This window comes from Marinobacter sp. EhC06 (genome assembly GCF_001650915.1).
Lineage (GTDB): Bacteria > Pseudomonadota > Gammaproteobacteria > Pseudomonadales > Oleiphilaceae > Marinobacter.
On sequence record NZ_LXYO01000033.1, the window covers coordinates 168,076 to 181,580 of the forward strand.

The 13,505-nt window shown below is 57.6% G+C and carries 13 protein-coding genes and 1 pseudogene; 12 read left to right on the forward strand and 2 right to left on the reverse strand.

Features of this window, described 5'->3' with window-relative positions; translation table 11 throughout:
* The first annotated feature begins 109 nt into the window (after positions 1-109).
* The 9 genes and pseudogenes from A8B84_RS16605 (at position 110) to A8B84_RS16645 (ending at position 8,211) form a co-directional block, all read left to right on the forward strand.
* Positions 110-1,834 (forward strand): nitrite reductase, encoded by a 1,725-nt coding sequence (locus A8B84_RS16605; protein WP_082905200.1) that lies wholly within the window; start codon positions 110-112, stop codon positions 1,832-1,834.
* Between the two features lie 27 nt (positions 1,835-1,861).
* A complete protein-coding gene (locus tag A8B84_RS16610) occupies positions 1,862-2,326 on the forward strand; it encodes an AsnC family transcriptional regulator (RefSeq protein ID WP_064227576.1) in 465 nt (154 codons plus the stop codon).
* 29 nt (positions 2,327-2,355) lie between these two features.
* Positions 2,356-2,868 (forward strand): Lrp/AsnC family transcriptional regulator, encoded by a 513-nt coding sequence (locus A8B84_RS16615; RefSeq protein WP_064227575.1) that lies wholly within the window; start codon positions 2,356-2,358, stop codon positions 2,866-2,868.
* Positions 2,852-3,334 carry an Lrp/AsnC family transcriptional regulator gene (locus A8B84_RS16620; RefSeq protein WP_082905201.1) on the forward strand — a complete coding sequence of 161 codons (483 nt, stop codon included), beginning with the start codon at positions 2,852-2,854 and terminating at the stop codon, positions 3,332-3,334. The genes A8B84_RS16615 and A8B84_RS16620 overlap by 17 nt, the downstream gene beginning before the upstream one ends.
* Positions 3,309-3,824, forward strand: coding sequence for an Lrp/AsnC family transcriptional regulator (locus tag A8B84_RS16625; protein WP_064227574.1), 516 nt, complete (start codon positions 3,309-3,311; stop codon positions 3,822-3,824). The genes A8B84_RS16620 and A8B84_RS16625 overlap by 26 nt, the downstream gene beginning before the upstream one ends.
* Before the next feature lie 13 nt (positions 3,825-3,837).
* The gene (gene nirJ, locus A8B84_RS16630) at positions 3,838-5,034 is read left to right on the forward strand and encodes a heme d1 biosynthesis radical SAM protein NirJ (RefSeq protein WP_064227573.1); all 1,197 of its coding nucleotides are present in this window, start codon (positions 3,838-3,840) and stop codon (positions 5,032-5,034) included.
* A gap of 38 nt (positions 5,035-5,072) precedes the next feature.
* Positions 5,073-5,909: pseudogene (cobA, locus tag A8B84_RS16635) on the forward strand (uroporphyrinogen-III C-methyltransferase); the annotation flags it as partial.
* Entirely contained in the window at positions 5,906-7,402 is a 1,497-nt protein-coding gene (locus tag A8B84_RS16640) for a nitrite reductase (RefSeq protein WP_064227571.1), read from the forward strand. The pseudogene cobA and the gene A8B84_RS16640, both read left to right, overlap by 4 nt.
* Before the next feature lie 101 nt (positions 7,403-7,503).
* Entirely contained in the window at positions 7,504-8,211 is a 708-nt protein-coding gene (locus A8B84_RS16645; RefSeq protein ID WP_064227570.1) for a Crp/Fnr family transcriptional regulator, read from the forward strand.
* Positions 8,212-8,296: 85 nt separating this feature from the next.
* Here the strand turns inward: A8B84_RS16645 and wrbA are convergent, their stop codons facing one another.
* Positions 8,297-8,896: an NAD(P)H:quinone oxidoreductase gene (gene wrbA / locus A8B84_RS16650; protein ID WP_064227569.1), complete on the reverse strand. Its 600-nt coding sequence runs from the start codon at positions 8,894-8,896 to the stop codon at positions 8,297-8,299.
* Positions 8,897-9,062: 166 nt separating this feature from the next.
* Here wrbA and trhA point away from each other — a divergent pair, with 166 nt between their 5' ends.
* Positions 9,063-9,752 carry a PAQR family membrane homeostasis protein TrhA gene (gene trhA, locus A8B84_RS16655; protein WP_064227706.1) on the forward strand — a complete coding sequence of 230 codons (690 nt, stop codon included), beginning with the start codon at positions 9,063-9,065 and terminating at the stop codon, positions 9,750-9,752.
* Here the strand turns inward: trhA and A8B84_RS16660 are convergent, their stop codons facing one another.
* Positions 9,753-10,316, reverse strand: a complete 564-nt coding sequence (locus A8B84_RS16660) for a Yip1 family protein (protein WP_064227568.1) — start codon at positions 10,314-10,316, stop codon at positions 9,753-9,755.
* A gap of 73 nt (positions 10,317-10,389) precedes the next feature.
* Between A8B84_RS16660 and A8B84_RS16665 the strand changes: the two genes are divergently transcribed.
* Positions 10,390-11,547: an NnrS family protein gene (locus A8B84_RS16665; RefSeq protein ID WP_082905202.1), complete on the forward strand. Its 1,158-nt coding sequence runs from the start codon at positions 10,390-10,392 to the stop codon at positions 11,545-11,547.
* Positions 11,548-11,805: 258 nt separating this feature from the next.
* A complete protein-coding gene (locus A8B84_RS16670) occupies positions 11,806-13,398 on the forward strand; it encodes a hypothetical protein (RefSeq protein ID WP_064227567.1) in 1,593 nt (530 codons plus the stop codon).
* The last annotated feature ends 107 nt before the right edge of the window (positions 13,399-13,505 follow it).

The following is a 13,505-nucleotide window of genomic DNA, read 5'->3' on the forward strand; positions in this document are numbered from 1 at the left end:
TAGCATTGGGTATAGCGCAGCCACTTAACATATATCTGATATTAATCAATGACCATGAGAGCAAAGAAGCGAAACCTACAGGGACTCTTAAATCCAAGGAGAGAACCTGATGAGAGTATCAAACCTGCTGTTCAAACCATTGGCACTGGCCGTCGCCGTCGCTTCCTTCGGAGTGATGACTGTCCAGGCCACGCCCAAGGATCCCGATCCTTCGACAACCGCTTATGAGGGCACCGCCAGCGCGGTCGACCCCGAATCCGCGAAAGTGGTTCGCACACCGGGCGCCCCGGACCTGACCGATGCCGAGTTTGAAAAAGCAAAACAGATCTATTTCGAGCGTTGCGCCGGCTGCCATGGCGTTCTGCGCAAAGGCGCAACGGGCAAGCCACTGACCACCGACATCACCCAGGAAAGGGGCATTGATTACCTGAAGGCCTTTATCAGCTATGGCTCACCGGCGGGCATGCCGAACTGGCTGACCTCTGGCGACCTGACCGAGCAAGAAGTGGAGCTGATGGCCAAATACGTCATGCACGAACCACCCCAGCCTCCGGAATACGGGCTGGAAGAAATGAAAGCGACCTGGAACGTGGTTGTCCCGCCTGAAGACCGTCCCAAAAAGCAAATGAACGACTTGAACCTTAAGAACCTGTTCAGTGTGACCCTGCGGGATGCCGGACAGATTGCCCTGATTGATGGCGATACCCATGAAATCGCGCACATCATTAACACGGGTTACGCGGTCCACATATCACGCATGTCCGCCTCCGGCCGGTACCTGTTTGTTATCGGTCGCGATGCACTGGTGAATATGGTCGACCTGTGGATGGAGGAGCCGGATACGGTGGCCAAGATCAAAGTCGGCATGGAGGCGCGGTCGGTCGAAACCTCGAAATACAAGGGCTATGAGGACAAGTTCGCGATCGCAGGTACTTACTGGCCACCCCAGTTTGTGATCATGGACGGGGAGACCCTGGAACCGAAGAAAATCGTCGGCACCCGCGGGATGACTGTGGACACCCAGGATTACCACCCGGAACCACGGGTCGCTGCCATTGTCGCGTCTCACAAGCACCCGGAATTTATCGTAAACGTGAAGGAAACCGGCAAGATCATGTTGGTGAACTACGAGGATCTGGACAACCTCTCCATCACCAATATCGATGCTGCGCGCTTCCTGCATGATGGCGGCTGGGACAGCAGCATGCGTTACTTCATGACCGCCGCCAACCAGTCCGACAAGATCGCTGTGGTCGACTCCCAGGACCGTAACCTGGAAGCCATGGTGGACGTGGGCAAGATTCCCCACCCGGGTCGCGGCGCTAACTTCGTGGATCCTGAACATGGTCCGGTCTGGGCCACAAGTCACCTGGGCGATCCGACCATACAGCTAATCGGTACTGACCCGGAAGATCACCCGGACAAGGCCTGGAAAGTGGTCAGAACACTGAATGGCCAGGGCGGCGGGTCGCTCTTTATCAAAACCCACCCGAAATCCACCAACCTCTGGGTTGATACCGCCCTGAACCCGGCCGAAGCCGTGAGCCAGAGCATTGCGGTGTTCGACATCAATAACCTCGATGCCGGCTATGACGTGCTCCCGATCGCCGAATGGGCAGACCTGGGCGAAGGGCCCAAGCGGGTCGTTCAGCCGGAGTACAACGTTAAGGGCGATGAGGTCTGGTTCTCGGTCTGGAACGCTCAGGACAAGAAATCCGCCCTGGTGGTAGTTGACGATAAGACACGCAAGCTGAAGAAGGTGATCACCGATGAACGGCTGGTAACACCCACCGGCAAGTTCAACGTCTACAACACCCAGCACGACGTGTATTGATCGGTTCCGACCCGGAGGAGATCACTGATGAGACTGGACACGACAGACAAACAATTGATCAACCTTTTCCAGCGAGACCTACCCGTCTGTGACAGGCCCTATGAAGCAATAGCCCGACAGCTGGGCATCGCCGAAGAGGAGGTTATTGAACGACTTCAGTCGCTCCAGGACAGCCAGGTTCTCAGCCGGGTCGGACCGGTTTTCGAACATAGCCGAGCAGGCGCGAGCCTGCTGGCTGCCGTGGCCGTGCCAGATGAGCAGCTGGATCTGGTCGCTGCCACAGTTAATCGCGCTCCCGGGGTGAATCACAACTATGCCCGCGAGCACACCTACAACCTCTGGTTCGTCATGACCGCCCCGGATGAAGACACCCTGGAAGAACGGCTCGACGAACTGGAGCGCCAGCTCAGACTGCCAATGCTTCGGTTACCGATGGTGGAGGCATACCACATTGATCTGGGCTTCGATATTGACTGGGAGTCGCTCTCGTGACTCTTCAGCAGTGCCCGGAATATCTGGCAATGGTGCCGGAAGTCGCCTCGACCGGTCCTGTTAGTGCCTGGGGTTTGTTTCGGCTGCGGCGGCATCTGGAACTTGGCCTTCCGCTGACACCACGGCCCTATGAGGCGCTGGCTGAAAAGACCGGTCTGTCAGAGCAGGAGGTGATAATAGCCATCAGGCAGTGGCAGGCCCATGGGCTCATCAAGCGATTCGGGCTGGTTGTCCGGCACCGAGCGCTCGGCTACACCGCCAATGCCATGGTGGTGTGGGATGTCCCTGAAGACCAGGTGCAGGCATTGGGTCAGGCACTGGCTCGCACATCGTATGTCACGCTCTGCTATCAGCGCCCTCGCCGGCTCCCTGACTGGCCCTACAACCTGTTTTGCATGATTCATGGCGTAGACCGGCAACGGGTTCTGCGCCAGCTCAAAGCGCTGATCGAAGATCACGGCCTGGAGCAAATACCTCATGCGGTGCTGTTCAGCACCAAAGCCTACCGGCAGAGAGGAGGCCGTTATGTCAGCCATGACTGAGAGCCTGGTGACAACGCCCGAATTTACTGAGGTGGAGCGGGCTGTGATTAACCGGTTGCAAACGGGGCTGCCTCTGGTGCATTCGCCCTATGCAGCGGTAGCCAATGAGCTGGGTATGGCCGAAGAAGCGGTTCTGAACACCCTGCAGGACCTACTGGATCGTCGCATTTTCACGCGTTTCGGCCCCATGTTCCATGCCGGCGAAATGGGAGGCGGGCTGACTCTGGCCGCCATGCGCATTCCCGAACAGGACTTTGACAGCATCACCGCGAAGGTTAACGCCTTTGAGGAAGTGGCCCACAACTACCGCAGGGAACATGAACTGAACATGTGGTTTGTCTTGGCAACGGAAGCGCCGGACGACATAGCCCGGGTTATCGCCGCAATTGAATCCGCCACGGGCTATCCCGTTTACAACATGCCCAAGGAGGAAGAGTTCCATGTTCATCTCCACTTCCCGGTCTGACCACAGCTATGTGCTCTGCTCGCTGGACCGGAAACTGATCCTGGCGACCCAGAGCGGCCTGCCTCTGGTGCCGGACCCTTGGGGAGCTCTGGGCGAAGAACTGGGATTACCCGCAGACGAGATCCTGGCCCGTTTTCAGCGCATGCAGACCGCCGGCGTTATCCGGCGGGTGGCCGCGGTGCCCGACCACTACCGGCTGGGTTACCGCTTCAATGGCATGACGGTCTGGGATGTCCGCGACGACGCCATCACTGACATGGGCCGGCAGGTGGGTGAACTGCCCTTTGTCAGCCACTGCTACCGACGGCCGCGACACCTGCCCTACTGGAACTACAACCTGTTTGCCATGGTTCACGGTACCAGCCGTGAAGAAGTTGAAGACAAGGCTTCGCAGATTCACGACTTGCTCGGAGACACCTGCGAAGGCCACACCATTCTTTTCAGCTCGGCCATCCTTAAAAAAACCGGTCTGCGGCTGCGGAAATCATGAGAGAGGGAGCACCATGTTCAGAATGACCCGCTACATCAAGAGCCTGATGAGTCCGGCTCCTGTGCGCCCGGTTCCGAAACCCGCAGGCCCGGTCGTAATCTGGAATCTGATTCGCCGCTGCAACCTGACCTGCAAACACTGCTATTCCATCTCCGCCGATGTGGATTTCAAGGGCGAGTTGAGCACCGATGAGGTCTATACGGTGATGGACGATCTCAAGGCTTTCGGAGTTCCCGTGCTGATCCTTTCAGGCGGCGAACCGCTGATGCGCCCGGATATCTTTGACATCTCCCACCGCGCCAAAGCCATGGGCTTTTATGTCGGCCTTTCCACCAATGGCACGCTGATTACCGAGGAGAAAATCCATCAGATAGCGGACGCCGGCTACGACTACGTGGGCATCAGCATCGACGGCCTGGAACAGACCCACGACGAGTTCCGCCAGAAGAAAGGCGCCTTCGCCGCCTCTATGAAGGCAGTGGAGCTATGCAAACGCGCCGGCATAAAGGTGGGCCTTCGCTTCACGCTGACTCAGGACAACTTTCCCGAGTTGCCGGACATGCTCAAGATGCTGGATGAGCACGACATCGACAAGTTCTACCTTTCCCATCTGAACTATTCCGGCCGAGGCGGGCGCAACCGCAAGCGGGACGCCTGGTATGACATGACCCGGGAGGCCATGACCCTGATGTTCGATCACTGCCATGACGAGCTCCAGAGAGGCATCGAACGGGAATACGTAACGGGCAACAACGATGCGGATGGCCCCTTCCTGCTGCAATGGGCGGCAGAACACTACCCGGATCAGGTCCCGGCACTTCAGCAACGGCTGACCTGGTGGGGCGGCAACGCCTCAGGCGTCAACATTTCCAATATCGACAACCTGGGGGAAGTGCATCCCGACACCTTCTGGTGGGACTACAACCTGGGCAGTGTCCGGAACACACCGTTCTCACAGATCTGGTCAGAAGCCAGTGACTCACTGATGACAGGCTTTCGCCAGAACCCACGCCCGGTCAAGGGGCGCTGCGCCGACTGCCGTTACCTGACCATCTGCAATGGCAACACCCGGGTTCGGGCCTACAACATTTCCGGTGACTTCTGGGAAGAGGACCCTGGCTGTTACCTCACCAATGAAGAAATCGGTGTGCTCGACATGCCCCGGCGGGTTGCCGCGCCGGTCATCGAGATTCCGGTTCACAACCTGTAAGGACAATCATCATGACAACCAGCCAAAGGAAGAAGTGCCTGGTGGAGTTCCAGTTGGCGGAACAACCCTTGCGGGCAGGTGAGGTAGCCATCGTTGGAGCAGGTCCGGGAGACCCAGGGCTTCTGACCCTGCGGGCCCTGATGCTGATACAGCAAGCCGATGCCATTGTTTACGACCGCCTGGTTTCGCCACAGATTATGGAGCTGGTGAACCCTGCGACCGAACGCATTCACGTCGGCAAGGCCAGCGGGTGCCATTACGTTCCACAGGAAGACACCAATGAATTGCTTGTTCAGCTGGCAGTCAAACAACGCCGGGTTGTCCGACTGAAAGGCGGGGACCCGTACATCTTCGGCCGTGGTGGCGAGGAAGCGGAGTTCCTGGTGGACAATCATATCGACTTCCAGGTGGTACCCGGCATAACCTCCGCCGCCGGCTGCGCTTCCTACTGCGGCATACCGCTGACGCACCGGGATTATTCCCAGAGCGTCACCTTCGTAACGGGCCACCGCAAGGCCGACCAGTCCCTGGAACTGAACTGGCGTGTACTGGCGGCGCCCGGCCAGACCCGGGTGTTCTACATGGGGCTCCACAACGCCCCCACCATTGTCAGGGAACTTACTGCCCATGGTTTGCCGGGTGACTGCCCTGTGGCTCTTGTGGAACGCGGAACCACGCCACAACAGCACATGACAGTAACAACGTTGCTGGAACTCGAGGCTACGATCGCTCGTGAAGGCTTCCAGCCTCCGACGCTGATCATTGTTGGTGAAGTTGTCCGGCTGGCCGAGAAACTGGCCCAGCCAACCGCAGCCGGCTGGTGCATAGGCCAGCCCGAGGCCACTGCAGCCAGTGCGGGAGGTAGGCCGGCATGAGGATTCACAATATCGCCCGACTGGTTATGGCCTTCAGTCTGCTGGCGCCAGCCTCGTTGCAAGCGACGCCCTCACCGAAAACCGAGTTGTTGTACCAGCAACACTGCGCCAGTTGCCATGGACAGGATCGTCTTGGCGGCATGGGCCCGGCCCTGCTGCCGGATAATCTGTCACGGCTGAAAAAGCCGCAGGCCGAGCACGCCATTCGTAACGGCCGGCCCGCCACCCAGATGCCGGCCTTTGCCGATGTTCTCGGCAAGGAATCCATAACAGCACTGGCCGATTTTATTTACCGACCGCCCGCCAGCCCGCCGACCTGGGGCCGGCCCGAAATTCTGGGCAGCCATTTACTGCCCCACCCACAGGGCTCTCTGCCAGATAAGCCGGCTTACCAGGCCGACATGATGAACCTGTTTCTGGTGGTGGAGATCGGCGATCATCACGTTACCCTTCTCGACGGCGACAGGATGGAACCTGTCCACCGCTTCCCGAGCCGTTACGCCCTTCATGGCGGACCGAAATACAGTCCCGACGGCCGCTACGTCTACTTTGGCTCACGGGACGGCTGGATAACCAAGTACGACTTGTACAACCTGAAAGTGGTCGCGGAAGTACGCGCCGGTATCAACATGCGCAACATCGCCATTTCGGCCGATGGCGACCACGTCATGGCAGCCAATTATCTGCCCCATACTCTGGTTCTGTTCGACGCCAACAATCTCGAACTCATGGACATCATCCCGGTGGAGAACGGCGCAGGCGCAAGCTCCCGGGTCAGCGCCGTGTACGCGGCTCCACCGCGGGACAGCTTCATTGCCGCCCTGAAGGACATCCCTGAAGCCTGGGAGATCAGTGTGCAGGATGGCAAAGCCAACGTCCGACGAATGCAAACCGGCACCTGGCTCGATGACTTCTTTTTTGACCCGGGCTACGACCATCTCATCGGGGCCGCCCGGGACGGCAGCCATGGTCTGGTGCTCAATCTGGATACCGGCGAAACCGTCGCCGATCTACCCCTTCCGGGCATGCCACATCTGGGCTCCGGCATTACCTGGGAGTACCAGGGTAGACGGGTGATGGCCACCCCGCACTTTCGCACCGGCGCAGTTTCCATCATCGATATGGACAGCTGGGAGATCATCAAGACCCTCCCGACCGAGGGGCCGGGTTTCTTTATGCGAAGCCACAAAAACTCCCGCTATGCCTGGGTCGACGTTTTTTTCGGCCCCAACAAGGACAAGGTTCACGTCATCGACAAACAGACTCTGGAAATCGTCAAAACGTTACAGCCCGAACCGGGTAAGGTTGCTGCCCATGTAGAATTCGACCGCTACGGAGAAAAACTGCTGCTGAGCATATGGGACAAGGACGGTGCGGTAGTCGTCTACGACGCAGACACCCTGAAAGAAGAGAAACGGATTCCCATGAACAAACCCTCCGGCAAATATAACGTCTGGAACAAGATCAACTACGAAGAGGGAACCAGTCATTGATCGTTATCGACTCAGTGAAAAAGCCTTAATGATTTAAGTCATTTCAAAAGATGTTTCTCTGATACCATAATTGACCTGACACTCATAACAGGGTCAACGCCATGAACAGCATCTTCAGGCCAGACGTTTCCTCCGCCCCGTGCATGTTGGGAGAAAACAACCCGGAGATTATCCAGCAGGATGCCGCACCGGAGTCAGCTGCCCTGCTGAATGGCCTCAGCCGGGTCTTCGGTATTCGCCTGGCCGGGCATGAAAACGATCCGGACGCCCGGTTTCTGGCAGACCTCGCCCGCCTGTTTCATCTTTGCAGGGTTGACTCCGAAACTGCCATGGAAAAGCACGACAAGCCCTGGGCAAATGTCTACCTGATTCAGTACGGCATTATGCGGCTGTTCCGGGAAGCACCCAGCGGCAAAGTGTCCGTACACCACTTCTTTTCCGAAGGCGATATGGTCTGGCCGGTTTTTGGCCGCAGCCGAACCGTACGAAACACCCTCTGCCTGACCTCAGTAACGCCGGTAACGGCCTGGGTTGCTGACTTCGCTGTGTTCCGGTCCGCCATCCAGTCTCACGGAGAAGGGCTCTGGCCCCGGTTCGCCCTTGCCCTGACGGAAGAAATTGCCGAGCTGACCAGTATGAGAGAATTCCGCAAGCACACCATGCCGGCAAGAGAACGCTACAAGTTGTTGCTGGAAGAATACCCGGAACTGGTTAAACGGGTGCCAGATAATCAACTGGCATCATGGCTCGGTGTTGTGCCGGCGACTTTCTCCCGCCTGAAAACCGCAACTGCGAAGAGCCGGCCCTGAAGCCAACCGGATACCGCATAAAAAAGGCAGCAAGCTCTCGCCTGCTGCCCTGAAAAACGCTCAACGCTTTGCTAAAACTTCAGATTCAGCCGTGCAGTTTTACTGCCAGCTCGGCAACGTGCTTACCCTGGAAGCGGGCAATCGCCAGCTCTTTCTCGCTGGGCTGCCGTGAGCCGTCCCCGCCTGCGATAGTTGACGCTCCGTAGGGAGTCCCGCCATTCACTTCCGAGATATCGAAGAATTCCGGGATGCCGTAACCCAGGGGCACAATGACCATGCCGTGGTGGGCCAGTGTGGTCCAGAATGAGCTGATGGTATGCTCCTGCCCGCCACCGGTGCCTGTGGAGGTAAACACACTGGCCAGCTTGCCATGAAGCTTGCCTTCGGCCCACAAACCGCCTGTCTGATCCAGGAAGTTGCGCATCTGCCCGGCCATGTTGCCGAACCGGGTGGGCGTACCGAAGATGATGGCGTCGTATTCTGCCAGCTCTTTCGGATCGGCTACCGGGGCTTCCTGGTCCGCCTTGCCGCCGGCACCCAGAAACGCCTGATCGGCCATGGTTTCCGGTACGCGTTTGATCGTGACGTCTACATCGCTAACCTCTTTGGCGCCTTCGGCGATGGTGTTTGCCATTGTTTCGATATGGCCATACATCGAATAGTAGAGCACAAGTACTTTTGCCATCGGGAGAACCTCCTCTGTCTGTGATCGGATAAACGCATGCTAACCAGTGGCAGACTCGAGAGAAATCGGAAGTTTTCCGACAGGTCGTTCAGTTTTTCTGAACAGGGTCACAGGATGTTCACGATCAGCCATTGCGTACAGGTGTACGCTGAAGTATTTTATGGCCATGACTTATACGGAAGACCGCTCAGTGACAGCAACTCCATCCCCCGCAAAGAATAACCATCACCGCATTGAAGAGTGGCTGAACAGCGCCACTCACGGGCTCGGCGCGATATTGAGCGTGATTGGCACGGCCGCATTGATCGTGGGTGCCAGTCAATTCGGAGATGCCTGGAAGATTGTCAGTTTCAGTATTTTCGGCGCGTCCCTGATTCTTCTCTATCTGGCTTCTGCCCTGTACCACGGTGCCCAACGGCCAGAACTGAAAAGGGCGTTCAAAACCCTTGATCATTGCGCCATTTTTCTGCTGATCGCCGGCACCTACACGCCGTTTCTGCTTGTGAATATGCGTGGCACGGTGGGCTGGACACTGTTTGCGGTAATCTGGTCACTGGCGATCACCGGCGTGGTTCTGAAGGTTATTTTCAAGAACCGCTTCAAGCTCGCAAGGGTTGGCATATACGTGGCCATGGGCTGGCTGATCACATTCGCCTCATCCGATCTGGTGGCCAACCTGAGTGAAACAGCCCTGAACCTGACGATTGCCGGCGGCATTGTGTACACCGCCGGTGTCGCCTTCTATCTGGCCGACCGCATACCTTATATGCACGCGATCTGGCACCTGTTCGTAATCGGCGGCAGCGCCTGCCACTTCAGTGCCATCTATTTTGGCGTCCTGCCCCACACGGCGTGATCAGAACGCCCAAACCATCGCCATCAGCACGCCCCATGCCAGCAAAGACGCCGACATAACGGTGTAGGTGGCGGACATAACCACCACATCATTATCGCTTCGCTCGCAGAATGAGCGAACGCCCTGGTACACCAGCGCACAGGACAGGAACAAGGCGGCAAAGACCGCCACAACGCTGACTGCCAGCACAGGCACCAGTAGTGCCAGTGATGACAGCCAGAGCGGTAGCGGCGCAATTGCAGCCAGCAAATAGGCATCCTGATAACTGATTTTCAGTTGATGACTGCCCATGACGGCGTGGATCAGCCAGCCCATCACGAAGAACGTGAGTAACTCTGCCAGGAAAAGGATCGTGGTGATGAACCGCCACTCCTTGCCTCCGAATCCCTGCATGAAGGCGTCTCCGTACTGCGTGCCGGCATAGTAGAGCAGCACCGGCGGCAGAAACGACATCGGCACTACCACCACCCACGCCAGGAACGGAATAGACAGCTCAAGGCGCCGCAGCTCTGACCAGGCGCCATTGCCGGAAAATGGTAGACGGGCAAGTTGTGTAATATTCATGATGCACCTTTAAAATATTTCCCGCGTTATTTTTACTGATAGTTTCGGTGCGCCGAACGGTCAAGGACACGAGATGACTTCGGACAACTCAGGCATGCCACGAAAGAACATTAATGCGTTCTGGCTGTTCTTCCCTGCCGCATCACTATTCGCCGCATTAACGGTTCCCCTGTCGATATACAGTGTGCTGTCCGGGACAGGTTGGCCGCCTGGTTTGCTGGGTGCGGGACACGGCCATGAATTGATATTCGGGTTCGCCCTGGCCCTAATCGCCGGCTACACACTCGGCCCCCAACCTGACCGGGTACTCACTCTGCTCTTTACGCTTTGGCTACTAGCGAGGGTCAGCTGGATTCTTGCTCCGGAAAGTATTGCCGCCCAACTGCTAAGCCCGGCCTTCGCCCTCCTACTGGCGCGCTACGCGGTCCCAAGATTTCAGGCTGCAAAGAAATGGCGCAACCGGATTGCCGGCCCGCTGATTCTGCTTCTTTGCCTGTTGTCGGTCCTTTTCTGGCTTGCCAGCAACACACTGGCCGCAAGCGCACCGGCGATTCAGGATAGCCGCCAGGTACTGACAACCGCCATTGTCGGTTTGCTGCTTCTGATGACGTTTATCGGGGGTCGAATCATCGCACCAGCAGTGGCCGGCACGCTTGAGAAACGGGGCATTCCCCTTGAGGCCCGGGTTCAGCCACATGTTGAGGGAACGCTTCTGGCCACCTTGCTGCTGGTATTGCTGCTCAGCTTTCTACCAGTCGCGGCCCCGGCCGTGGGGCTGTTATTGCTGGTTGCGGGTTTACTGATTGTGGTTCGCGCTGTTCGCTGGAAACTCTGGCATTGCCGAAACCGGCCAGACCTTCTGGTGCTGGCCCTTGGCTACTTATGGCTGGCTGCAGGCGCTGGCGCAAGCGGGTTAAGCCTTGTGCAAGAAAGCGATCCAGTCCCCTTTATGCACCTGATAACGATCGGTGCCCTCGGCACGCTTTCCACCAGTGTCATGCTGCGGCTCGCCTGGCAGCGAGCCAGACGAATGACACCACCGACCTGGCAGGTTGCTAGCATCGCCTCGGGCATGGCCGTTGCAGCAATCGCCCGACTCTACGCGGGGAACGCGCCCTTTCTTGAACCGGCTGCGCTCTGGTTGGCAGCGGCGAGCTGGTCCTGCATCTACGGTTTTGTGGCGCTGCAGACGATTTTACTGTTCCGAGATAGCCAGAACCGCCGGAAATGATTGGCTACCTCCACTGCGCCAGCATCCGGAACACCTACCCACTTCGGGATATCACTATCGCACCCATTTGATTTTAATAGGTTTTATTGACCTTAAATGCCCCTGACTTTTCATCAAAATACCGGCCAGCTGAGACGACATTTTGTCTTTGAGAAATATCAAGAATGCCTCCCCACCTCGCTTTGCACAATGGTGTCGAGAAGCCCGAGCGCCACCAGAAACTGGGCCAAGGGCACGTTAACCGACGGAGTCAAAATCATGGCCAAAACCAACGCAGACATCGAACACTGGGATGTCGAGAGCGAAGAATTCTGGGAGCGGGAGGGCAAGCGTATTGCTTCCCGCAACCTTTGGATTTCCATCCCCAGCCTGCTGATGGGCTTTGCCGTCTGGCTGATGTGGGGAATGATTACCACCCAGATGAAGAACCTGGGCTTTCCTTTCAGTATTGAGCAACTGTTTACACTGTCTGCGATTGCAGGGCTGTCTGGTGCCACCCTGCGGATCCCCGCGTCGTTCATGATCAAGATCGCCGGCGGACGAAACACGGTGTTCCTGACCACTGCCCTGCTGATGATTCCTGCTGCCGGTACCGGCATCGCCCTGATGAACCCGGATACACCGTTTATCGTGTTCCAGGCACTGGCACTGCTCTCCGGTATCGGCGGCGGTAACTTCGCCTGCTCCATGAGCAACATCAGCACCTTCTACCCGAAAAGCAAACAGGGCTATGGCCTGGGCATGAACGCCGGTCTCGGTAACTTCGGCGTAACTACCATGCAAGTGGTCATCCCACTGGTCATGACCGTGGGTATCTTCGGCGCCCTTGCCGGTGACCCAATGCAGCTGCAGAGCCCCAGCGGCACGCTGATTGGCCGCATCGAGGCGGGTACCGATACCTGGATCCAGAACGCCGGGTTTATCTGGCTGGTGTTTCTGATCCCGCTGGCGTTTGCCGGCTGGTTTGGAATGAACAACCTGAAAGTGGTTACGCCGAACCCCGGCAACCCCCTCTCGGCCTTCGGCAAGATTCTGGGACTCTATGGTGTAGGCATTCTCGCCTCTATCGCTGGCGTCTGGGCCCTCAGTGTTCTGAACATGTGGCTGGCACTGCCGCTGACCATTGTGTTGACGCTGATTCTTCTGCGGCTGATCCCGGGCGACATCAAGCCCAACATCCAGAACCAGTTTGCGATCTTCAGCAACAAGCACACCTGGTCCATGACTGTGCTCTACATCCTTACCTTTGGATCATTCATCGGCTTCTCCGCTGCCCTGCCGCTGTCTATCAGCGTTATCTTCGGCAACATGATGGAAGTGGCGGCCGATGGCACGGTAACCCGTGTAGTCAATCCTGATGCGCCCAGCGCACTGACCTGGGCCTGGATGGGGCCGTTTGTAGGCGCACTGATCCGCCCGGTGGGCGGCTGGATTTCCGACAAGGTGGGCGGATCCATCGTTACCCAGATCATCTCGGTTGTGATGGTGGCAGCCTCTGTGGCCACCGGCTATGTGATGATGCTGGCCTACAACTCCACCGATCCAAACACCTACTTTGCGCCGTTCCTGATCCTGTTCATCATCATGTTTGCCGCCAGTGGTATCGGTAACGGCTCCACCTTCCGCAGCATCGGCTTCATTTTCAACCAGCAGCAGAAAGGCCCGGTTCTGGGCTGGACCTCTGCGGTTGCCGCCTACGGCGCGTTTATCGCCCCCAGGGTGATGGGCCAGGAAATCCAGGCCGGCACCCCGGAGGTGGCCATGTACGGGTTCGCGGTGTTCTACGCACTCTGTCTGGTGGTTAACTGGTGGTTCTACCTGCGCAAGGATGCGTACATCAAGAACCCCTGATACAGGGTTCAAGTAACAGCCGGCGTCCGTGAAGGGCGCCGGTTTTTTTATGCCTGCCTTCCATCAAAGGCTACCTCCATATCTGCACAATATGACGCACACGCTGG